19 protein-coding genes are annotated in these 22,451 nt (G+C 33.4%); 8 read left to right on the top strand and 11 right to left on the bottom strand.

Annotated elements, in window-relative coordinates; all coding sequences use genetic code 11:
- Window positions 1-33 precede the first annotated feature (33 nt).
- The 5 genes from MG292_RS08945 to pheT all read left to right on the top strand — a co-directional run bounded on the left by MG292_RS08945 (window position 34) and on the right by pheT (window position 8,876).
- Window positions 34-3,129 carry an efflux RND transporter permease subunit gene (locus tag MG292_RS08945; protein WP_264533071.1) on the top strand — a complete coding sequence of 1,032 codons (3,096 nt, stop codon included), beginning with the start codon at window positions 34-36 and terminating at the stop codon, window positions 3,127-3,129.
- A gap of 2 nt (window positions 3,130-3,131) precedes the next feature.
- The gene (locus MG292_RS08950) at window positions 3,132-4,442 is read left to right on the top strand and encodes a TolC family protein (RefSeq protein WP_264533070.1); all 1,311 of its coding nucleotides are present in this window, start codon (window positions 3,132-3,134) and stop codon (window positions 4,440-4,442) included.
- An 8-nt stretch (window positions 4,443-4,450) separates the two neighbouring features.
- The gene (locus tag MG292_RS08955; protein WP_264533069.1) at window positions 4,451-5,314 is read left to right on the top strand and encodes a bestrophin family protein; all 864 of its coding nucleotides are present in this window, start codon (window positions 4,451-4,453) and stop codon (window positions 5,312-5,314) included.
- A 15-nt stretch (window positions 5,315-5,329) separates the two neighbouring features.
- The gene (locus MG292_RS08960; protein ID WP_264533068.1) at window positions 5,330-6,346 is read left to right on the top strand and encodes a proline iminopeptidase-family hydrolase; all 1,017 of its coding nucleotides are present in this window, start codon (window positions 5,330-5,332) and stop codon (window positions 6,344-6,346) included.
- 109 nt (window positions 6,347-6,455) lie between these two features.
- Window positions 6,456-8,876: a phenylalanine--tRNA ligase subunit beta gene (gene pheT / locus MG292_RS08965; protein ID WP_264533067.1), complete on the top strand. Its 2,421-nt coding sequence runs from the start codon at window positions 6,456-6,458 to the stop codon at window positions 8,874-8,876.
- 87 nt (window positions 8,877-8,963) lie between these two features.
- Here the strand turns inward: pheT and MG292_RS08970 are convergent, their stop codons facing one another.
- The 4 genes from MG292_RS08970 to MG292_RS08985 are packed head-to-tail and all read right to left on the bottom strand — an operon-like array spanning window position 8,964 to window position 12,916.
- A complete protein-coding gene (locus tag MG292_RS08970) occupies window positions 8,964-9,668 on the bottom strand; it encodes a response regulator transcription factor (protein ID WP_264533066.1) in 705 nt (234 codons plus the stop codon).
- A 3-nt stretch (window positions 9,669-9,671) separates the two neighbouring features.
- Window positions 9,672-11,258 (bottom strand): sensor histidine kinase, encoded by a 1,587-nt coding sequence (locus MG292_RS08975; protein WP_264533065.1) that lies wholly within the window; start codon window positions 11,256-11,258, stop codon window positions 9,672-9,674.
- Window positions 11,259-11,317: 59 nt separating this feature from the next.
- A complete protein-coding gene (gene coaE, locus MG292_RS08980; RefSeq protein WP_264533064.1) occupies window positions 11,318-11,914 on the bottom strand; it encodes a dephospho-CoA kinase in 597 nt (198 codons plus the stop codon).
- 3 nt (window positions 11,915-11,917) lie between these two features.
- Window positions 11,918-12,916 carry a glycosyltransferase family 2 protein gene (locus tag MG292_RS08985; RefSeq protein ID WP_264533063.1) on the bottom strand — a complete coding sequence of 333 codons (999 nt, stop codon included), beginning with the start codon at window positions 12,914-12,916 and terminating at the stop codon, window positions 11,918-11,920.
- An 866-nt stretch (window positions 12,917-13,782) separates the two neighbouring features.
- Here MG292_RS08985 and tnpA point away from each other — a divergent pair.
- The 3 genes from tnpA to MG292_RS09000 all read left to right on the top strand — a co-directional run bounded on the left by tnpA (window position 13,783) and on the right by MG292_RS09000 (window position 15,164).
- Window positions 13,783-14,244, top strand: a complete 462-nt coding sequence (tnpA, locus tag MG292_RS08990; RefSeq protein WP_264533062.1) for an IS200/IS605 family transposase — start codon at window positions 13,783-13,785, stop codon at window positions 14,242-14,244.
- A 19-nt stretch (window positions 14,245-14,263) separates the two neighbouring features.
- Window positions 14,264-14,689: a hypothetical protein gene (locus MG292_RS08995; protein ID WP_264533061.1), complete on the top strand. Its 426-nt coding sequence runs from the start codon at window positions 14,264-14,266 to the stop codon at window positions 14,687-14,689.
- A gap of 94 nt (window positions 14,690-14,783) precedes the next feature.
- On the top strand, window positions 14,784-15,164 hold the full coding sequence (locus MG292_RS09000; RefSeq protein WP_264533060.1) for a PH domain-containing protein: 381 nt from the start codon (window positions 14,784-14,786) through the stop codon (window positions 15,162-15,164).
- A gap of 91 nt (window positions 15,165-15,255) precedes the next feature.
- Here MG292_RS09000 and fabV read toward each other — a convergent pair whose 3' ends face one another.
- From fabV to dapA, 7 genes are all read right to left on the bottom strand, one after another.
- Window positions 15,256-16,446 (bottom strand): enoyl-ACP reductase FabV, encoded by a 1,191-nt coding sequence (gene fabV / locus MG292_RS09005; RefSeq protein ID WP_264533059.1) that lies wholly within the window; start codon window positions 16,444-16,446, stop codon window positions 15,256-15,258.
- A 63-nt stretch (window positions 16,447-16,509) separates the two neighbouring features.
- Window positions 16,510-18,162, bottom strand: a complete 1,653-nt coding sequence (gene recN / locus MG292_RS09010; protein ID WP_264533058.1) for a DNA repair protein RecN — start codon at window positions 18,160-18,162, stop codon at window positions 16,510-16,512.
- Window positions 18,163-18,186: 24 nt separating this feature from the next.
- Complete coding sequence (gene porD, locus MG292_RS09015) at window positions 18,187-19,071, bottom strand: type IX secretion system protein PorD (RefSeq protein WP_264533057.1); 885 nt, start codon at window positions 19,069-19,071, stop codon at window positions 18,187-18,189.
- Complete coding sequence (coaBC, locus tag MG292_RS09020) at window positions 19,064-20,305, bottom strand: bifunctional phosphopantothenoylcysteine decarboxylase/phosphopantothenate--cysteine ligase CoaBC (protein WP_264533056.1); 1,242 nt, start codon at window positions 20,303-20,305, stop codon at window positions 19,064-19,066. Before coaBC ends, porD begins: the two co-directional genes overlap by 8 nt.
- A gap of 10 nt (window positions 20,306-20,315) precedes the next feature.
- Window positions 20,316-20,633 carry a DNA-directed RNA polymerase subunit omega gene (locus MG292_RS09025; RefSeq protein WP_264533055.1) on the bottom strand — a complete coding sequence of 106 codons (318 nt, stop codon included), beginning with the start codon at window positions 20,631-20,633 and terminating at the stop codon, window positions 20,316-20,318.
- A gap of 4 nt (window positions 20,634-20,637) precedes the next feature.
- Window positions 20,638-21,435 (bottom strand): outer membrane protein assembly factor BamD, encoded by a 798-nt coding sequence (locus MG292_RS09030; RefSeq protein WP_264533054.1) that lies wholly within the window; start codon window positions 21,433-21,435, stop codon window positions 20,638-20,640.
- Window positions 21,436-21,568: 133 nt separating this feature from the next.
- Entirely contained in the window at window positions 21,569-22,450 is an 882-nt protein-coding gene (dapA, locus tag MG292_RS09035; protein WP_264533053.1) for a 4-hydroxy-tetrahydrodipicolinate synthase, read from the bottom strand.
- Window position 22,451 lies beyond the last annotated feature (1 nt).

Here is a 22,451-nt window from a genome sequence, read left to right on the forward strand (position 1 = left end):
CTAATCGATTCACTTTTATTTTAAAAAACAGTAATGAGTTTATCTACTTTAAGCATAAAAAGACCCGTTTTTACTATTGTAATCAATTTGACTATTATATTATTTGGATTGATTGGTTACAGCTTTTTGGGAATCCGAGAATTTCCATCCATTGATCCTGCGCAGGTATCTATACGCACTAATTACACTGGAGCAAATTCTGATATTATTGAGTCGCAAATTACAGAACCTCTAGAAAAAGCGATTAATTCAATTGACGGAATCCGCAATGTTACTTCTTCAAGTATTCAAGGAAGTAGTAATATTACAGTCGAGTTTAATTTGGACAAAAATTTAGAAGAAGCAGCTAATGACGTTCGAGACAAAGTATCTCAAGCTACTCGAAATTTGCCACAAGATATTGATGCACCGCCAGTAGTTTCTAAGGCTGATGCTAATAGTGACGCCATCATTTCGATGACTATTCAGAGTGATTCGAGAAACGCATTAGAATTAAGTGATTTTGCCGAAAACGTAATTGGGCAACGTTTGGAAACTATTCCAGGTGTGAGTGGTATCCAAATTTGGGGACAAAAACGATACGCAATGCGTTTGTGGATTGACCCCGTAAAATTGGCTTCGTACGGTTGCACCGTTTCTGAAGTTCGAAATGCGTTAAGCAAACAAAACGTAGAATTACCTTCAGGAAAAATCACCGGTGCCAATACCGAATTAACGGTGAGAACCATTGGAAATTTGTCCAAAGCGGAAGAATTTAACAATATTATCATTCGTTCAGAAGGAGAAAAAATTGTTCGTTTTAGTGATATTGGCAAAGCCGAAATTGGCCCTGAAAATGTTGAAACTAACATGACACAATCCGGCGTTCCTTTGGTGGGTGTAGCTATTGTACCGCGCCCAGGTGCCAACTATTTGGATATAGCTACAGCGTTTTACAAAGAGTACCAACGATTTAAAAAGGATTTACCAAAAGATATTCATTTAAATATTGTAATTGACAATACCGTTTTTGTTAAACAATCCGTAATTGAAGTAGCGGAAACTCTGGGGATTTCAATTATTTTGGTTATTTTAATTATTTATTTGTTTTTTAGAGACTGGGCTATTGCTTTCAGACCTTTAATTGATATTCCAGTATCACTAATTGCTACGTTTTTTATCATGTGGCTCTTTGGATTTTCTATTAATGTATTGACTTTATTGGCTATTGTTTTAGCCACGGGATTAGTAGTAGATGACGGAATTGTAGTTACTGAAAATATTTTCAAAAAAGTAGAAGAAGGCATGACGCCAATCGAAGCAGCTATCAAAGGATCTAACGAAATCTTTTTTGCGGTGATTTCAATTTCTATCACTCTGGCAGCGGTGTTCTTACCCGTAATTTTCTTGGAAGGGTTTGTTGGACGATTATTCCGAGAATTTGGAGTGGTTATTGGAGCCGCCGTATTGGTTTCGGCTTTTGTATCCCTTACGCTTACGCCAATGCTGAATGCCTATTTAATGAAAGGCGGAAAACAGGAAAAATCTAAATTTTACCAGTTAACCGAGCCCTATTTCCAACAATTAAATGCTGGTTATGCTAATGCTTTGGAGCGTTTCATGAAAAAGAAATGGTTGAGTTTCCCAATTTTGATTGTGTGTTTTGGATTAATTTATCTGTTCTTTAATCTATTAAAAAAAGAAACAGCTCCTTATGATGATCGAAGCGGAATGGTAGTAAGAACCACAACCCCTGAAGGAGCTTCTTATGAATACACCGATAAATTTATGCAAGAATTATCCCGATTGGTCGATGATTCTATTCCTGAGAAAAAAGTTGCTTTAGTAATTACATCACCTGGTTTCAACGCTTCTTCTGTTAATAGTGGATTTGTTAGAATTTCATTAGTTGAACCTAATGAACGAAAGGTTTCTCAAAAAGAGATTGCTGAAAAAGTAACCAAGTGGACCAATAATTATTCTGAAGCAAAAACAGCCGTGATTGAACAACCAACTATTGCGGTAAATAGACGTGGGGGTTTGCCAATTCAGTACATTATTCAAGCGCCTAATTTTGAAAAATTACGAGAAAAAATTCCATTGTTTATGGAAGAAGCGGCTAAAAACGAAACCTTCTCTACTACCGATGTTAATTTGAAATTCAACAAGCCTGAAATCAATGTTAGTATTAATAGAGAGAAAGCCGAAAGTCTAGGGGTTTCAGTACTAGATGTAGCACAAACATTACAACTATCATTAAGTGGGCAACGTTTTGGTTATTTCATTCGCAATGGAAAACAATACCAAGTGATTGGTCAATTTGAGAAAAATGACCGTTCCAAACCTTTGGATTTGACTTCAATGTATGTCAAAAACAACAAAGGCGAATTAATTCAAATGGACAACGTAATTACTATTGAAGAGCAAAGTAATCCTCCTCAATTGTACCATAATAATCGATACATGTCGGCTACTGTTTCTGCCGGATTAGCTCCTGGCAAAAGTATTAGCGATGGAATTGAGGCTATGGACGCAATCAAAGCCAAAGTTTTAGACGACACTTTTACTACTGATTTGGGTGGAGAATCTCGAGATTTTGTCGAAAGTAGCTCCAACACTTCGTTTGCCTTTGGATTAGCCTTACTATTAATATTTTTAATTCTTGCGGCTCAATTTGAAAGTTTTATCGATCCATTTATTATTATTTTAACCGTACCAATGGCCGTTGCTGGAGCGTTATTTTCGTTGTGGTTATTCAATCAAACGTGGAATATTTTTAGCCAAATTGGAACCATCATGTTAATTGGTTTGGTAACCAAAAATGGAATCCTAATTGTGGAATTTGCGAATCAATTACGCGAGCAAGGAAAACCTAAGCTAGAAGCTATTTTGGAAGCTTCAGAAGCACGCCTCCGCCCTATCTTAATGACGAGTTTAGCCATTGCTTTAGGTGCTTTACCAATTGCCTTATCATTAGGTGCCGCTTCTAATAGTAGAATCGGTATGGGAGTTGTCATTGTTGGGGGAACCGTTTTCTCATTAATTTTGACTTTATTCGTTATTCCAGCCTTATATTTAATGTGGTCGAAAGCCAGAAAACATTATCCTGAATTTGATCATATTAACGAATACGAACAAGAAAGTAAATAAGTATGACAAAGTATCAATTCATCATAGCTAGTATTTTATTTTTTGCATTTAGCAATACAAATGCTCAAGAAATCATATCACTTGAAACTGCCGTAAAAGTAGCTTTAGAAAACAATTACGAAATAAAAATTGCTTCGAATAATTCGCTAATCAATGCAACTAATGTAACTGTTGGTAATGCAGGAATGTTACCTACAGTAGCCGCTACAATAACAGATAACAATAGAGTACAAAATAGTTCGCAAACCTTACAAAATGGGACTACTAACTCATTAGACAATGCTAAAAATAATAGTTTGAATTATGGCGTTAATCTAGATTGGACGGTATTTGACGGATTCAAAATGTTTGCCAAATTGGACCAATTAAAAGAGTTACAAAAATTGGGAGAAGCACAGTTGAAACAAACAATTCTGACTAAAATTAGTGCTGTGACTAGTACGTATTTTGATTTAGTACAACAACAACAGCAATTGAAAGCTTTAGATTCTACCATTGTAATTTCGAACCAACGCTTAGCATTGGCACAAAATCGTTTTACAATTGGAAAAGCCTCTAAATTAGAAGTCTTAAATGCTCAAGTTGATTTAAATACTGATAAGGTCTCTCTATTAAGACAAAAGGATTTGTATGCCAATACTAAAATTCTTTTCAATCAAATTTTAGCTCGAGATACCAAAACCGATTTTAAAGTAATTGATACTATTAAAGTCGATGCTAATTTAGTTTTAAACGAATTAACTTCTTTAGCTGAAAAACAAAACCCTCAATTAGAAGCCCAAATTATTGCTTTAAAAGTAGCTGAACTGCAACTAAAACAAGTTAGAGCCAATAGATATCCAAGTTTAAAACTGAGTACTGGTTACAATTTAGCCAATACACAAGCCAGTTTGGGATTTGCTACAGCCACATCTGCCAAAGGTTTTAATTATGGATTTAGTGCTGCTTTAAATATCTTTGACGGTTTGTCACAGAATAGAAATGAAAAAATAGCACATCTTCAAATTGATAATTCAAAGTTAATTCTTGAAGAGCAAAAATTAGCCTTACAATCGCAATTAGCTACTTCATTTCAAACCTATACCACTAATTTAGAATTGATTAGTTTGGAAGAAAAAAATGAAGCGATAGCCAAACAAAATTTAGCTATTACCTTAGACAAATTCAAAATTGGAACGATTACTACCCTAGAATTCAGAGCCGCACAATTGAATTATGTGAATGCGAAAGTGAGAAATAGTAATGCGCAATTCCAAGCTAAATTATCTGAAATTGCTTTGAAAGAATTGGCAGGAATTATTAACTTAAATTAATAATACAAATGACATCTTATAACCCAAAAGACTGGATTAGTTTTATATTTTATTTTAGTAAGGCCGACACCTTTCGAAAGTTAATTCCGATAATGATTATTATCGGAATTTATTCAGGAATTATCGCTTATCTTGAAATTGAATATTGGCACTTACCGGAAGTTAGTCATGTGAAAAATATCTCAATGATGCATGGTATGTTGGGTTTCGTCATTTCATTATTGTTAGCTTACAGAACAAATACGGCTTATGATCGTTGGTGGGAAGGAAGAAAAATGTGGGGAAGTTTAGTAAATAGTTCTCGAAATCTAGCTATCAAGCTCAATGCTATGTTAATAGATGACAATGATCGTGATTTTTTTAAAAAAATGATTCCGCATTATGCTACTATTTTAAGAAAACATTTAAACGATAGCGAAACAGGAAAACAATTATTTGATGATGTTGATTTAGAAGTTGATTACCACAAACACCGTCCGAATCAAGTTGCCAATAAATTATTCGTGAAAGTAAATAATTTGTACCTTTCAAAAAAATTGACTGGAGATCAACTAATCGTTATCAATAATGAATTACAATCTTTTACTGATATTTGTGGCGCATGTGAGCGAATTAAGAACACACCTATACCCTATTCTTACAGTGCATTCATAAAGAAATTTATTTTTATTTATGTTTTAACATTGCCTTTTGGTTATGTGTTTAGTTTAGGATACTATGTCATTCCTGTGGTTGTATTTATCTTTTACGTTCTTGCTAGTTTAGAACTAATTGCCGAAGAAATTGAAGATCCCTTTGGAGAGGATGCTAATGATTTACCTACAAAAAAAATAGCTGAAAATATTAAAAAGCATATTGAAGAAATATTATAAATCCTAATTAAATATATGAAAATTAGTACTAAAATTATTACAGTTGTAATTCTTTCTTTTATTGTCTCTTGTCAAAAAAGTACCACTGAAAATTCATCTGTGTATTTTGAGAAAACAACCGATAGTATTCAAAACGGTGGCGTAAAAGTAATCCCAATTACTACTTCAAAGGGAACTTTTAACGTTTGGACCAAACGCATTGGAAATAATCCAAAAATCAAATTATTGCTTCTTAATGGTGGACCTGGGGCTACACACGAGTATTTTGAGTGTTTTGAAAATTTCCTACCGGCTGAAGGAATTGAATTTATTTATTATGACCAATTGGGTTGTGGGAACTCTGATAATCCAAATGATGTTGCGCTTTGGGATTTAGGACGCTATGTAGAGGAAGTAGAACAAGTTAGAAAGGCATTGCATTTAGACGCATCTAATTTTTATTTGTTAGGACACTCTTGGGGAGGTATTTTAGCGATGGAGTATGCATTGAAATACCAACATAATATGAAAGGATTGATTATTTCTAACATGATGTCTAGCTGTCCTGAATATGGGAAATATGCCGATGAAGTGTTAGCCAAGCAAATGGATACAAAAGTATTGGCCGAACTCAACCAAATTGAAGCAACAAAAGATTTCTCAAATCCAAGATATATGGAATTATTGATTCCAAACTTTTATGAAAAACACATTCTTCGTTTTCCTGCAAAAGATTGGCCAGAACCAGTGAATCGCTCTTTTGGTAAAATGAATCAATCATTGTATGTCACTATGCAAGGTCCAAGTGAATTTGGAATTTCTGGAAAATTAGAAAAATGGGATAGAAAAGCCGATTTGAAAAATATCACTATTCCTACTCTAGTGATTGGAGCTAAATACGACACTATGGATCCCAAACATATGGAAGAAATGTCAAAATTAGTTCAAAATGGAACTTATTTATTTTGTCCAAAAGGAAGTCACATGGATTTTTATGACGATCAAAAAGTATATTTTGGAGGTTTAATTCCATTTTTAAAAAAGAATAATTAAAATAAAAAAATAATTATTTCAAATAATAATAAAGACTTTCAAAAATCAAAAAAATGTTTCCAACTCCAACACGCAATCCTTATATTTGCAAACCTGAAAAAAAATCACAATGAAAATATCATACAACTGGCTTAAACAATTCATCAAAATCGATTGGCAATCTGAAGAAACTTCAGCTTTATTGACCGACTTAGGTTTGGAAGTAGAAGTGGTTGAAAAATACCAATCAGTAAAAGGAGGTTTAGAAGGAATTGTAGTGGGACACGTTTTAACTTGTGCACCTCACCCAGATGCTGACCGACTAAAAATCACAACAGTAGATTTAGGTGATGGCATTCCAGTTCAAATTGTATGTGGTGCTAACAATGTTGCCGCTGGACAAAAAGTACCTGTAGCCACAATTGGAACTATTTTATACGATAAAGTAGGAGAAGCATTTACAATCAAAAAAGGTAAAATTCGTGGACAAGAAAGTCACGGAATGATTTGTGCTGAAGATGAAATTGGTCTTGGTACTAGCCACGACGGAATTATGGTACTAGACGAATCATTGCAACCCGGAACTCCCGCTGCTACCGTTTTTAAAATTGAAAATGACGAAGTATTCGAAATTGGATTAACTCCCAATCGCGCCGATGCCATGAGTCATCTTGGTACCGCTCGTGATTTACGAGCCGGAATGCTTCAAAAAGGGACTCATGTAGAATTGATTACTCCTTCTGTAAGTAAATTTAGAGTAGATAAACGTACACTAAAAATTGATATTGACGTAAAAGATAGTAAATTGGTTCCTAGGTATTGCGGAGTAACTATTTCTGGAATTACAGTAAAACCATCTCCAACTTGGTTACAAAATCGTTTGAAAGCCATTGGATTAAATCCAAAAAATAATATTGTGGATGTTACTAATTATGTATTACACGAATTGGGACAACCACTTCACGCCTTTGACGCTGCTAAAATTAGCGGTAAAGTGATTGTAAAAACAGTACCTTCTGGAACTAAATTCACAACTCTTGATGATATAGAACGAAGTTTGCACGAAGAAGACATTATGATTTGCGACGAAAAAGGACCTTTGTGTATTGCAGGAGTTTTTGGAGGAAAAGATTCAGGGGTTTCAGAAAGCACCAATGCCATTTTATTGGAAAGTGCCTATTTTAATCCAGTAAGTATTCGTAAAACTGCCAAAAGACACCAATTAAGTACAGATGCGTCGTTCCGTTTTGAAAGAGGAATAGATCCTTCGATTACCGAATATGCTTTAAAACGCGCAGCATTATTAATTCAAGAAGTAGCTGGTGGCGAAATCACATCCGATATAATTGACGTATACCCAAAAAATGTAGAAGACTTTAGTGTTTTCTTAAACTTTAACAAAGTAACCAAGATCATTGGCCAAGAAATTCCAAAAGACACTATCAAAAAAATATTGGTCTCTCTTGATATTAAAGTAAATAGTGTTTCTGACTCAGGATTGGGTTTAACAATTCCAGCATACCGAGTTGATGTACAACGCGAAATTGATGTTATTGAAGAGATTTTAAGAGTGTACGGTTACAACAATATCAAATTTTCCAACAAGGTTAACGCTACAGTTTCTAATTCTCCAAGAACGGAAGATTACAAAATCCAAAATGTGGTAGCCACACAATTGAATTCACAAGGATTTCACGAAATGATGGCTAACTCATTGACAACAGCTAACTACATTCAACTTTCAGAAATGTTGAAAGAAGAACATAATGTTAGTATACTAAATCCTTTAAGTAGTGATTTGGCAACCATGCGTCAATCTTTACTATTTTCTGGATTAGAAGCAATTTCGTATAATATCAATAGAAAAAATACCGATTTAAAATTATTTGAATTCGGAAAAACCTATCACAATTTCCCTTCAGGATATGAAGAGCAAAAACATTTAACACTTTTCCTTACAGGAAATAGAAATCAAGAAACGTGGACAGCAAGTCAAAAACCGACAGATTTCTTTTTATTTAAAGGATATGTAAATGCTGTTTTAGAACGATTAGGAATTCAGAAAACACAAAACCAACCATTAACATCTGATGTATTTTCTGAAGGAATTGCAGTTAGCCTAGGAAAAGATACTATAGTAGAAATAGGAGTCGTAAAGAAATCTATTTTAAAACACTTCGGAATCAAACAAGAAGTGTTCTTTGCTGATTTCAATTGGGCAGCTATTTTGAAATTAATTTCGAATAAGATTAAATTCGTCGAAATTCCAAAATACCCTGAAGTTCGTAGAGATTTAGCATTGTTAATCGACCAAACTGTTACTTACGAAAGTATTTATACTATTGCAAAACAAACTGAAAAATCATTATTGAAAAACATTGATTTGTTTGATGTATACGAAGGACAAAACTTACCCGAAGGTAAAAAGTCATATGCATTAAGTTTTAGTATTCAAGACAGTTCGAAAACCTTAACTGATGAGCAAATTGACAAAATTATGACTAAGTTACAGAAGAATTTTGAATCAGAACTAGGTGCTGTTTTGAGATAATTTAATTTAACATCATAAAATTTAAAACCCCAAATCTAATTAGATTTGGGGTTTTTTATCAAAGCTGCTTAAAATTGAATTCGTAATTTATTTTTTAATTACTAATCGAAATCCTTCTCCGTGGATATTTAAAATCTCAACATTTTCATCTGCTTTTAAATACTTTCTCAATTTGGCAATATACACATCCATACTTCGCGATGTAAAATAGTTGTCATCCCTCCAAATTTTAGTCAAGGCTAATTCTCTCGGCATCAAATCATTTTCATGAAGAATCAACATTTTTAATAATTCATTCTCTTTTGGAGACAATTTAATTGGTTCTTCATTTTGATAAGTCAAGAATCGCAATTTAGAATTCAAATGAAATTTACCCACATTAAATTCAAACTGAACTTGTTCTGTTTTTACATCAGAAGATTTTCTCTGAATTATAGCTTTAATTTTCATTAACAAAACTTCTGAATCAAAAGGTTTATTCAAATAATCATCAGCACCGGCTTTATAACCTTTTAACACATCTTCTTTCATCGATTTGGCTGTTAAAAAGATAATAGGCACTTCTGCATTTTTCTCTCTTATTTCTTTGGCCAAAGTATACCCATCTTTATAAGGCATCATGACATCCAAAATACACAAATCATAATTATCTTTTTTAAACTTCTCAAAACCTTCCATTCCATTTTTGGCCAAGGTTACATCAAAATCATTTAATAATAAATAATCTTTAAGGATCGCACCAAAATTGAGATCATCCTCTACTAACAGTATTTTTTTATTGCTATTTTCCATAGTCTAATTGATTAATGGTAATTTTATTATGAAGGTACTTCCTTTCCCTTTTTCACTTTCTACATATATTTGACCATTATGGTCTTCAACTATTCGTTTTACATAGGCTAATCCTAAGCCATGGCCTTTGACATTATGTATGTCACCTGTATGCTCGCGATAGAATTTTTCAAAAATTCTTTTTTGAGCCACCTTGCTCATTCCCAAACCTTTGTCTTGAACTTTAATCAATACCATATCCTTAATATTCTCGGTATAAATATCTATTTCAGGTGCTTCTGGCGAATATTTTATTGCATTCTCTAATATATTCACAATCACATTGGTAAAATGATTATCATTAATTAATACGGTAGTTCTGGTTGCATCAAAATGAGTTGTAATACTCCCTCCTCTATCTTCCAAAATTAAATTAACGTGTTCAATAGCATCGTTAATTACATCTTCAATTGGATTGGGCTCCTTGTCTATCTCCAATTCCTTTTTCTCTAATTTAGATATACGTAACACATTCTCCACTTGAGCATGCATCCGTTTATTTTCATCTCTAATCATTTGAAGATAACGCAAAACTTTATTTTTATCTTCAATAATCTTTGGATTACGAATAGCATCCAAAGCCAAATTAATTGTCGCTATTGGAGTTTTAAACTCATGCGTCATATTATTAATAAAATCTGTTTTAATTTCAGATATCTGACGTTGACGAATCAATTGGCTCAAAGCACTAGTATATGCAATAATGATAATCAACGTAAAAACAATTGAAAGTATTGTAATACTTACTAATTCCGATAATAAAAATCGTTTTTTATGTGGAAAAGTAACCATTAGTTTATACTTTTCGTTGCCTTCATTATCCGTCAAAATAGGAATAGAATAACTAGCATTTTTATCGTATCTAAACTCGTTCGATTTTACTTTAGTCGCTAAGCCGTTGTTGTAAACTCCAAACTCAAACTTCGTATTAACTCCGTATTCTTCTAATTCTTTTTTAATTAGTTTACGAATATTATCAGTAGAAACTCTTTCTTGAAGAGGCATAGCAGTAGCAATATCTTTGTAAAAAATTTCGAACTGAGCATTGTCTAATACATCTAAGCTTCCAGATTTTTCAATCCGCTCATCGGGAATTAAACTTTGACCTAACAAAGAATTATCCAAAGGCTTATTATTATAAATCTCTGTAACTCGTTTTGAACTAAAGTTTTTAAACAACTTTGAACTATCTGTTTTTTTGTCAAAGAGCGAAGCATTAATATTAAAATCTTCTGCTATAATACTATTGGAATAGACTATAGTCTTATTTGTTTTTAAGTTTTTTTGAACATAGGTAAACTCTAATAAATCATCTTTTTTAGGTATTTTACCCGTACTGTCTTTTAAATGATTGTACTTATCATAAAAACTATACGCCTCTTGTTTTTGTAATTTTTCAGCGACATTACCAAGTACTTGTTTTACATGAAATTTAAATTGTTCGTCATTATTTTGAAAAGAGGTATTGAACCAATACACCTGAACAAGAATTATCCCAATTAGGGACAAACTCATCAACAAAATCAACAATCTAAAAAATAGCTTACTCATCAAAACAAATTTAGTATTTTAACAATATAGTAAATGATACATTAACCAAATATTAACATCTACCCTTCATTTTGCTGAATCTTTAAAATTTTAAGAATTTCGTCAAATTGTAATTTTGCAATTTTAGGCTCTATATTTTCAATTACGAAGTTACTTTTAGCAGCCCGTTGTGCATCGGTCCATTGTGCATTAATTCGATTTAAAACCTGTTCTCTCGAACTGTTATCGCGTTGCATTACCCGCACAATTCTGTCTTCTAAAGGAGCTGTAATGGTTATAATAGCATCGCAGTTTTGATAGCTACCGCTTTCAAATAAAATAGCAGCTTCATAAACTACAAATGGCGCCGACTGATGTTGGTCCAGCCAAATTTTAAATTGCTTTTTGACTACAGGATGAATGATACCATTGAGTTGGTTCAACTTTTCGGGTTTAGCAAAAACAATTGAAGCCAATTCTTGTCGGTTCAGTTGCCCGTTTTTAAAAACAACTTCACCAAAAACAGCTTGAATTTTTCTCAAAACTTCAGCAGATTGCATTAATTTTTTGGCTTCTTCATCGGCAATAAATACAGGTATTCCAAGCGATTGCATATATGTCGCAAGGGTAGTTTTACCACTACCAATTCCTCCAGTTAGGCCAATTATTTTAGACATTTGCTATTTTTTAAAAAACAAATACGGAAAGGCGACTTGAGGTTGACGTTTTAAAACAATCACTTTTATATACGATTCTAAAAATCCTAAACCGTATCCGTAAAATTGTTTCCAAACCGCAATTAACGACAAATACCCAATGCGCACACTTCTATTTTGAATACTTGAAGTTACAAACAAAATAAAGAAATACAACATATAGAGTTGTAAAAAATAATCAAATGTGAGTAGCAACAAGGCTACCGAAAGAAAGAATCCTAAAATAAATGCCGTAGGGAAGAAAAAAGTCAACTTGTTATGTTCCGGATACCAACTGTTCAAAATAGGTCGGGCTTTACCAAATTTGCTTACTTGAACAGAAAATTTATCCCAATCAATTCTACGTTTATGATATACAAAGGCTTTAGAAAAAAGTCGGGTTTCAAAACCTAAATTCCACAAACGAATAGATAAATCTGGATCTTCGCCTGGATGAATATTACCAAAACCTTTGGAAGCTTCGAAAGCTTTGCGAGACAATCCCATATTAAAACTTCTTGGTTGGAACTTCCCTATTTTCTCCGATCCTCCACGAATACCCCCTGTAGTTAAGAACGAGGTCATCGCAAAGTTGATGGCTTTTTGGATATCTGAAAAACTATCCAACGCTTTGTCTGGACCACCAAAACAATCTACATAATCCTGTTTCAAAGCTTTGTCCACTTCATCCAAATACTGAGCAGGAATAATACAATCCGAATCAAAAATGATAAAATAGTCTCCACTAGCCTTAGCCATACCATAATTACGAGAATCGCCAGGACCCGAATTTTCTTTATAAAAATAAGCAATGTTCAATTGTGCCATGTACTTCTGAATCACTTCTCCGCACGGAACTGTAGAACCATCTTCTACAATAACAATTTCAAAATCATTTTGGTAGGTCGTTTTAGCTAAACTTTCTAACAACTCATCTACTTCGTCAGGACGGTTGTACACTGGTATAATAAGAGAAAAATGCATATTTTAAATTAAAATAATGATTTGTTTTTGGATTGTGCCACAAATATAGTCTTTATAGCCAATTGGTAGCAAAAAATAGTTTGGGTATAATAGTACTCCCATAATGAATTAAAAAAAAGTAAATCAAATCCTATTTATTAAAATAATTCTGCTATTTTTGAGATTCAATAACACAATGTATTGCACTGCTGAACTCCCCCACCACAAGCAGCTGCACTACAGTGACTTTTCTGTCATTGTATTTTTCAAAAAGAGGTATAATAAATTAATCTAGCAATAGAAGGCTTTGGCTTTTTCATTCATTTAGAAACGACTAGACCGAAGTCCAGCCTTAGGCAATCAATCGAGCCAATGGCTCTTGCACGTAATATGATAGTCCCGTAGGGACGACACATATTGTAGCAAAGGATATTAATCCGTTGCAAATATAAAATGTTATAAACAAGTCCCGTAGGGACGGTAGATTGGAAAATAACGGATTTCAATCCGTTGGATAGATGATATGATGTGATATACATAACGATAGCTATCGACTGGACTGAAGTCCAGCCTTAGGCAATCAATCGAGCCAATGGCTCTTGCACGTAATATGATAGTCCCGTAGGGACGACACATTTTGTAGCAAAGGATATTAATCCGTTGCAAATATAAAATGTTATAAACAAGTCCCGTAGGGACGAAACATCTTGTAGTCCCGTAGGGACGGTAGATTGGGAAATAACGGATTTCAATCCGTTGGATTATGATGAAATATAGCAACATCGACTGGACTGAAGTCCAGCCGTTCAAAATAACCGAGCCGATGGCTCTCACACGTAATGTAAAATTGAACAACAGATTTCAATCCGATGATAAAAATATAAATAATGGCAAACACCTATCATCAAGTATATATACAGGCGGTTTTTGCAGTGAAATATAGAGCTGCAGTTCTAGATAAAGAATGGAGAGCTAATGTTTTTAGTGTTATTGGAAACCTCATTAATGAAACAGGATGCAAAACGATAATCGTAAACGGCGTTGAGGATCACGTACATTGCTTTTTTGGCCTAAAACCAACCGTTTCAATATCAGAATTGATGAAGGTAGTAAAAGCAAAATCTTCAAAATATATCAATGATAACCGATTGTTATTGAATCGCTTTGAATGGCAAGAGGGTTATGGTGCATTTTCATATAGCCATACGCAAGTAGGTACTATATTTAATTATATCAAAAATCAAGAAAAACACCATGCAAAAGCAACTTTTCATGAAGAGTATCAAGCTACATTGGAGGATTTTGCAGTTCCTTTTGAAGAAAAATATCTTTTTGAAGAATTAAAATAAGTATACAATCTCAAAAATTATGAAAATAAAATTCACGAAAAAAAGGTTGATTTATAATTTAGTGTTGAGTATACTTTATCTTACTATTGGATTAGAAGGAATAATCTATCAAGAAAATATTCGTTGGACAAAATACGGAATGTTATCGCTAGGTATACTCTATTTAACAAATTCTCTTTACGAATTGAAATACCAATACCTCTCAATTGAAAACGGAATTCTTAGAAAGAATATGATCTTAGGATTTACTAAAAAAATTAATCTCAATGATATCATTCAAATCAAAGTCTTTACTGATGAATATACTTTAATAACCAAAACCAATAAAATAAAGATTCATACTGAAATAATTGACCCAAAATCTCTTTCAGAATTAAAACGCATTTTATCTAAATTGGATTTACCTCCTGATAAAACGCCGTTTCAGAACACAACAATTGAATAAATAACCAATAACCATAAATGTGGAGTCCAGAAACCACTATAAAAACGGGGCGTAACCGAAAAGCCTTACGATTAGGAAAATTTAAAAAAACATTATGGGATTATTTTCTGCTATTCTTGGAAATGCCGGTGCAGTAAGCCAAGAAGAATTAATTAAAAAATACGGACAACTCCTAACCGAGGGAGAAGAAATCGAATTAGGCTTTAAACTCCTAAGAGATACTTTCATCTTTACAAACAAAAGACTTATTTTAATCGATATTCAAGGTTTAACAGGTAGTAAAACTGAATACAAATCCATTACTTATAAAAGTATTTCTAGATTCAGTATTGAAACTGCGGGTACGTTTGACTTAGATGCTGAGTTAAAAATATGGATTTCAAGTGAAGTACAACCAAGTATTAGAAAGCAATTTAATAAATCGGTAAATGTGTATGATGTTCAAAAGGTTTTAGCACACCATGTTCTAAAATAAAATCTAGCACTCGAAGGTTTCGAACCTTTCTAAGACAACAATAAAAAAATGCACCCAATTGGGTGCATTTATATTTCAATTGAATGAGATATTAGGAGATACTTGGTATTTGTACCATTTCATCCACTTCAGCCAAATAATCTACTCCTTCAAAACCAAAACCAAATAAGTTCAAGAAATCTTGTTTGTATCCTGCTAAATCACCAATTTCTGGTAATGACTCTGTTGTAGATTCTTTCCACAAAGCTGCTACTTTATCTTGTACATCTTCGCGCATTTCCCAGTCGTCAATACGAATTCTTCCTTGATCATCGGTTGGAACAGCTTTACCTGTGTACAAACGTTGTTGGTACAAACGTTGGATTTGTTCGATACAACCTTCGTGAATTCCTTCCGCTTTCATGATTTTGTATAACAATGAAATGTATAATGGAATTACTGGAATAGCAGAACTCGCTTGAGTTACCAATGCTTTATTTACAGACACATACGCTTTACCATTCAAAGAAGCTAAATCTTTCGAAATTTCAAAAGCAGTCGCTTCCAAATGATCTTTGGCACGACCAATAGTTCCTTTTCTATATACCGCTTCTGTCACTTCTGGCCCAATATATGAATAGGCAACTGTTGTAGCTCCGTCAGCTAATACATTAGCCTCTTTCAAAGCATTCATCCACATTGCCCAATCTTCGCCACCCATAACCACTACGGTATTATCGATATCTTCTTGATTCGCTGGTTCAATAGAAACCTGAGTTACATTTCCGGTATGGAAATCTACCGTTTTATTGGTAAATGTACCGCCAATTGGTTTCAAAGTAGAACGATGCAATACTCCTGTTGTAGGGTGCATACGTACTGGCGATGCCAAACTGTATATTACTAAATCAATCTGACCCATATCCGCTTTGATTAAGTCAATAGCTTGTTGTTTTACTTCATTAGAAAAAGCATCTCCATTGATACTTTTGGCATACAAACCTGCTTTAGTCGCTTCTTTTTCAAAAGCAGCAGAATTGTACCAACCTGGTGAAGCTGTTTTTCCTTCCGCTGGTGCTTTTTCAAAAAACACACCAATGGTAGCAGCATTAGAACCAAAGGCACTTGTAATTCTTGATGCTAATCCAAATCCTGTTGAAGCTCCAATAACTAATACACGTTTAGGTCCATCAATAGCTCCTTTTGATTGTACATAAGCAATTTGATTTTTTACATTTTGCTCGCATCCAGCTGGGTGAGCTGTCAAGCAAATAAATCCTCTCATTCTAGGTTCTATAATCATATCTTAAATTCTAATTATTTACTGTTTGTGTTGTTTAATAGTGTGCAAATATAAACCAAATCTTTAGTTCAGCAAGGATTTGGCGTGATTTAGAGCCGAATCAGAAACGACTGCTCCTGATAACATTTGAGCAATTTCTAGGACTCTTTCTTCTTCATTTAATAATTGCAATTCGGATTGTGTGTCCTCGCCAACGGTAGATTTGAACACTTTGAAATGTGCGTTTCCTTTAGCCGCAATTTGTGGCAAATGCGTAATGGCAAAAATTTGCATGGTCTGGCTCATCTCTTTCATAATCTCCCCCATTCGGATAGCAATTTCCCCAGAAACTCCCGTATCAATTTCGTCAAAAATCAAAGTTGGTAATTTGGAATACTGTGCCAAAATCGCTTTGACAGCCAACATAATTCGAGACATCTCTCCTCCCGACGCTACTTTTTTCAATAAGCCAAAATCGGTTCCTTTATTCGCCGAAAACAAAAACTGAATTTCATCTTTTCCGTTTTGATAATAGTTGTCAGCCGCTTTAATTTCAATAGTAAAGCGTACGTTAGGCATTCCCAAAGTAGCTAAAATGCTAATTAATTTGTCTGATAAAACCGGAACTGCTTTCGTTCTTTTTTCATGAATGACCAAGGCTAACGCATCCAATTGACTCGTTTTATCTTGAATTGATTGAGTTAAAGTAGCAATATCGCTTTCTAAATTACCAAGTTCAAATAAGGTATTTTCTAAGTTCGTTTGGATAGCCAATAATTCATCAACTGTAGTGACTTGGTGTTTCTTTTGCAAATTGAAAATCAATTGTAGTTTTTGACTAATCAAATCCAATTGCTCTGGATCATTGATTAGTTTTTCTGAACAATTCGTCAATTCATCCGAAATATCATCTAATTCAATAACCAAACTTGTAATACGTTCTGACAACGAAGCATATTCTGGAGCAAAAGAAGCTATTTTTTGTAAGGCAATTTTAATTTCTTTCAAAGTAGACAATGCTCCTATTTGCTCTTCGTTGGCCAAAGCCAAAGACTTATCCACCGCTTCTTTAATGGTTTCTACATTATTCAGTTTTTCAAAATCAGCTTCGAGCTGTTCTTGTTCACCTGATTTCAGTTGAGCAGCAACTAATTCGTTCAGTAAAAAAGTATTATATTCTTGTTCCTTAATGGATTCGGCCTGCTTTTTTAAAAGTAAATTCAAATTGGATTTATCTTCTTTGTAACTTTTTAAAAGCGTTTGATAGTTCGCAATTTCTTGTTGATCATTGGCAATCGCATCAATAATTTTAAATTGAACCCCTTCGTTTGACAATTCTTGGGTTTGCTGTTGCGAATGAATATCAATCAAAAACAAACTCAAATCTTGTAATTCTTGTAAATTTACTGGGCTATCATTAATAAAAGCTCTTGATTTCCCCGAAGGAAGAATTTCTCTTCGAATAATAGTTTCATCTTCGTAATCCAAATCATTTGCTTCAAAAAAGGACTTTAAATTGTATTTCGAAATATCAAAATACGCCTCAATGACACACTTTTCTTCTTTATTTTTAAGCGATGTTAAATCGGCTCGTCTTCCTAAAACCAATCCCATAGCTCCCAAAATTATCGACTTACCAGCACCCGTTTCTCCTGTAATAATTGAGAATCCTTTTGAAAAATCGATAGCCAATTTTTCAATTAATGCATAGTTTTTTATCGATAGCGATGTAATCATTTTGGTAATTTACCTTGGGTTAGTTTAGTATTTGATTGTGCTCCATTTACTGGAATTCATCGGCGACACTCTATTTAAACTATCTATTAAATCTGTCACAGAAATACTAGGCCCTCCAGAAAAAATTGAAACTATTTCGTCTGATTTAGCATCAAAAAACACTCGAGTTAAAAAAGCATTTGGACGTAATGAATGCATTTTATTCAACCCCAATAATGCTGATTTTATTTTTTCTTTGGATGCTTTCAAATCTTTGTTCATACCATCCAAAGCTGAATTATAATAAAAAGAAGCTAAACGTACTTCATTATATGTTGGCGATAACAAATCGTTAATCAAGAAATATCGGTTTTGATTACCATCTGCCTGAGACCATCCTTTGTAACCACTTTGTTGGGCTAAATTTGCAATATTTTGAGCCGCTTCTAAATAAACAGTACCTGATTGCTCTACAAATGAATCGGCATCCAATCCAATAATCACGTTACAATAAAAAGCAATAATCGCTACCAAATTAGAATCAAAAGTGGTGGGGTTATATTGCAAATTTTCAAATTCTACATATTTGAAATTAAAATCTTTATCATTAAAGTTAAATATTGGACTAGTATAAGAAGAATCGAATATAGGTCGGGAGGATTGTATTTGAATTGTTCCGGAAAATTGATCCGCATTACCTGTAAGCAAAGTAATGTACATCGAACAATTGATTCTTTCATTTTGATTCAAATTTTGTCCTGTCCAATCGGTTTTATTAATAAAATCAGTCAACGAACTCTGTAATGTTTTAAAAACTTGTTGATTGGGATTTGCCATCCTTTGAGCATTCACTGTTACAGTGCAATTCAATTGTTGTGAATGAACAATTGAACCCACAAAAAACAAGAATAAAACAATTAATTTATGCATTGAAATAAGTTATTACTTTATTAATAATGTCATTTGCAACAGCTTCTTTAGATTTCAATTCCATTGACTCAATAGTAAAATTTTTATCAATAAAAGTGACTTTATTAGTATCTTTTTGGAAACCAGCACCTTCATCTTGAAGTGAATTTAAAACAATCAAATCTAAGTTTTTTTTCTGAATTTTCAACTTTGCATTCTCAATTTCATTTTCGGTTTCCAATGCAAAACCAATTAAAAATTGTGTTGTTTTAACAGCACCTAATGAAGCCAATATATCTTTAGTCTTTTCTAATTCAATCGAGAATTCAGTATCTGATTTTTTAATCTTTTGCGAAGCAATTGTTTTAGGTTTATAATCGGCAACAGCTGCAGCTGCAATAGCTACATCTACTTGCGAATAATAGGTATGACAGGCCTCATACATTTCTTGAGCAGCAACAACAGAAACCAATTGTATACCAGAGTGATTTACTTTGCAATGGGAAGGTCCCGAAACTAAAACTACCGAAGCACCTAATTGTGCTGCGCGCAAAGCAATATCGTAACCCATTTTTCCAGAAGAATGATTGCCTATAAAACGGACAGGATCAATTGCTTCATACGTTGGTCCCGCAGTAATTAATATCCTTTTCCCTCTAAGTGGTAATTTATTAACTATATCCGCTTCGATAAAAGCAACGATGTTTTCGGGTTCTGCCATTCGCCCTTCTCCAGATAAACCACTTGCTAATTCACCGCTTTCTGCAGGAATTATGATATTGCCAAATTCATATAAGGTTTTAAAATTAGCTATTGTACTTGGATGTTTGTACATATCCAAATCCATGGCTGGAGCAAAATACACAGGACATTTTGACGACAAATAAGTAGCTAAAAGTAAATTATCACAGGTTCCCGAAGCCATTTTGGATAACGTATTTGCCGTAGCCGGAGCAATAACCATCAAATCAGCCCAAAGTGCCAACTCAACATGATTATTCCAAACACCTTCTTCAATGAGTTGAGGAATTTCAGAAACAATGGAATCCTTTGTATCGTAAAAAGTAGAATAAACAGGATTCTTGGATAATGTTGCAAGAGTAAGTGGGGTAACAAAATCCTTAGAAGCAGGTGTCATGACCACTTGAACATGCGCACCTGCTTTTATAAATAATCGTACCAATGAGGCTGTTTTATAGGCAGCAATTCCACCAGAAACTCCTAGTAAAATTTTCTTACCGTTTAAAACTGACATGGTAATTATATTATTTGTTGGAGTCTCTGTGGTAGATTTTTCCGTCTAACCATTCTTGAACTGCTAAAGCGTGTGGCTTAGGCAATTTCTCATAAAATTTTGAAACTTCAATTTGTTCTTTATTTTCAAAAACTTCTTCTAAACTGTCGTTGTAAGTAGCAAACTCTTCTAATTTTTCAGTCAATTCTTTTTTGATTTCAGAATTAATTTGATTTGCTCTTTTGGCCATAATGGTTATTGCCTCATACACATTTCCTGTTGGCTCTTCAATAAGTGACTTATTGTAAGTAATTGTGTTTACTGGAGCATTCGTCTTTTTTAAATCCATGACTTTATTTATTTAATAAATTTTGTAAATCTTTTTCAATGCGTACTAACATTTCATCCGCTTTTTGTCTGTATTTAGTATCGCTTTTAAATTTAATTAAATTAGCATAGGCTACCTTTGCTACATTCAATCGCTCTTCCATTTTAGAAGGAATACTGTTAATTCCTAACTGGTAGGCAGAATCTAATTTATAATACAATGCATCTTCCTTAAAAGGCGTTCCAGGATAATCAGCAATAAAATTATCAAGTGCTACTAATGCTGCTTTGTAATCTGAGATAGTATTATACCCTTTTGCGTTTTCAAAAACTTTTTGCTCTAATTTTTCATTTAGCTTTTTCATTATACCATTAGCTTCAGCTAAATATTCTGAATTTGGATAGGTATCAATAAAAGCTTGTAATTTTTCAATCGCTTTGGTGGTATCTGTTTGATCCAAACTATATGATGGAGACAACATCGAATAGCTCTTTGCTCCTAAAAAAGAAGCTTCTTGTATTTTTTCGCTTTTAGGGTAACTTGAAGCAAAATTTTCAAATTGGTATCCTGCTAAATAATATTGTTTTGTGTTGTAATACGATTGGGAAAACATATAAAACAATTTTTCTGCCTGTGGTTTACCTCTGTAAGAAGAGGCTATTTGTTCAAATAAACGGATGGCTTTGTTGTATTTTTTTTCCTCATACATTTTTGTAGCCATAGTATATTTTACAGCCACATCTTCGGACTTTAATGCTTTTTGATACTCATTACAAGAAACCAAAAAAACAACAATAAGTAACAGAGATACTATTTTTTTCATTTTTCTACTTTATTCTTATTTGCTCGAATTTTTGATTCGATGCAAAACATACCGAAGTTAAGGTGGCAAATTTAGCTATTAATTTGCCGACTACAAAATATTTTTTTGGTAAAAAAATGTGAAAAGATTGAGCTTATCTATTGCTTTTTTGAACAAATAAATCAATTCTGTTAGCTAAAGAATCATCTACTGTAACCAATGGCAATCGCACTGTATTTCTTGCTATTCCTAAGGACTGAAACACTTGTTTGATTCCTGCCGGATTTCCTTGTTCAAAAATCATATCAATACAATCAGACAGTTCATATTGAATTTGGAACGCCTGATCTACTTTACGATTTAACCCCAAACGAATCATTTCTGAAAAAGCAGCTGGAAAACCTTGCCCAATAACTGAAATAACCCCAGAACCACCTGCTAAAATTAAAGATAAAGCTGTCATGTCGTCTCCTGAAATCACTAAAAAATCTTTTGGTTTTGTTTTCAATAACTGAAATCCTTGTACTAAATCTCCTGAAGCTTCTTTAATAGCTACAACATTTTTAAAATCGTTAGCTAGACGTACTACTGTTGCTGGTAACATATTACTTGAAGTTCTACCCGGAACATTATATAAAATAACTGGCAATGGAGATGCTTCAGCAACCGCTTTAAAATGCTGATAAATTCCTTCTTGAGTTGGTTTGTTATAATATGGAGATACTGAAAGAATTGCGCTAAATGCAGATAAATCTCTAGTTTGTAGTTCTGCAACCACTTCCATGGTATTATTACCCCCTACCCCTAAAACTAAAGGCAATCTTCCTTTATTAGCTTCGATGACAGTTGCAATAACTACTTCTTTTTCAGCTGCTGACAATGTAGCATTTTCAGCCGTTGTTCCCAAAACTACAAGATATTCTACTCCTCCATCAACGGAAAAATTAACAATGCGACTTAAAGCCTCTATATCTATTGAAAAATCTTCTTTAAAAGGCGTTACAAGTGCAACACCAGTTCCTATTAATGATTGCATA

Source organism: Flavobacterium keumense (assembly GCF_029866485.1).
GTDB classification, from domain to species: domain Bacteria; phylum Bacteroidota; class Bacteroidia; order Flavobacteriales; family Flavobacteriaceae; genus Flavobacterium; species Flavobacterium keumense.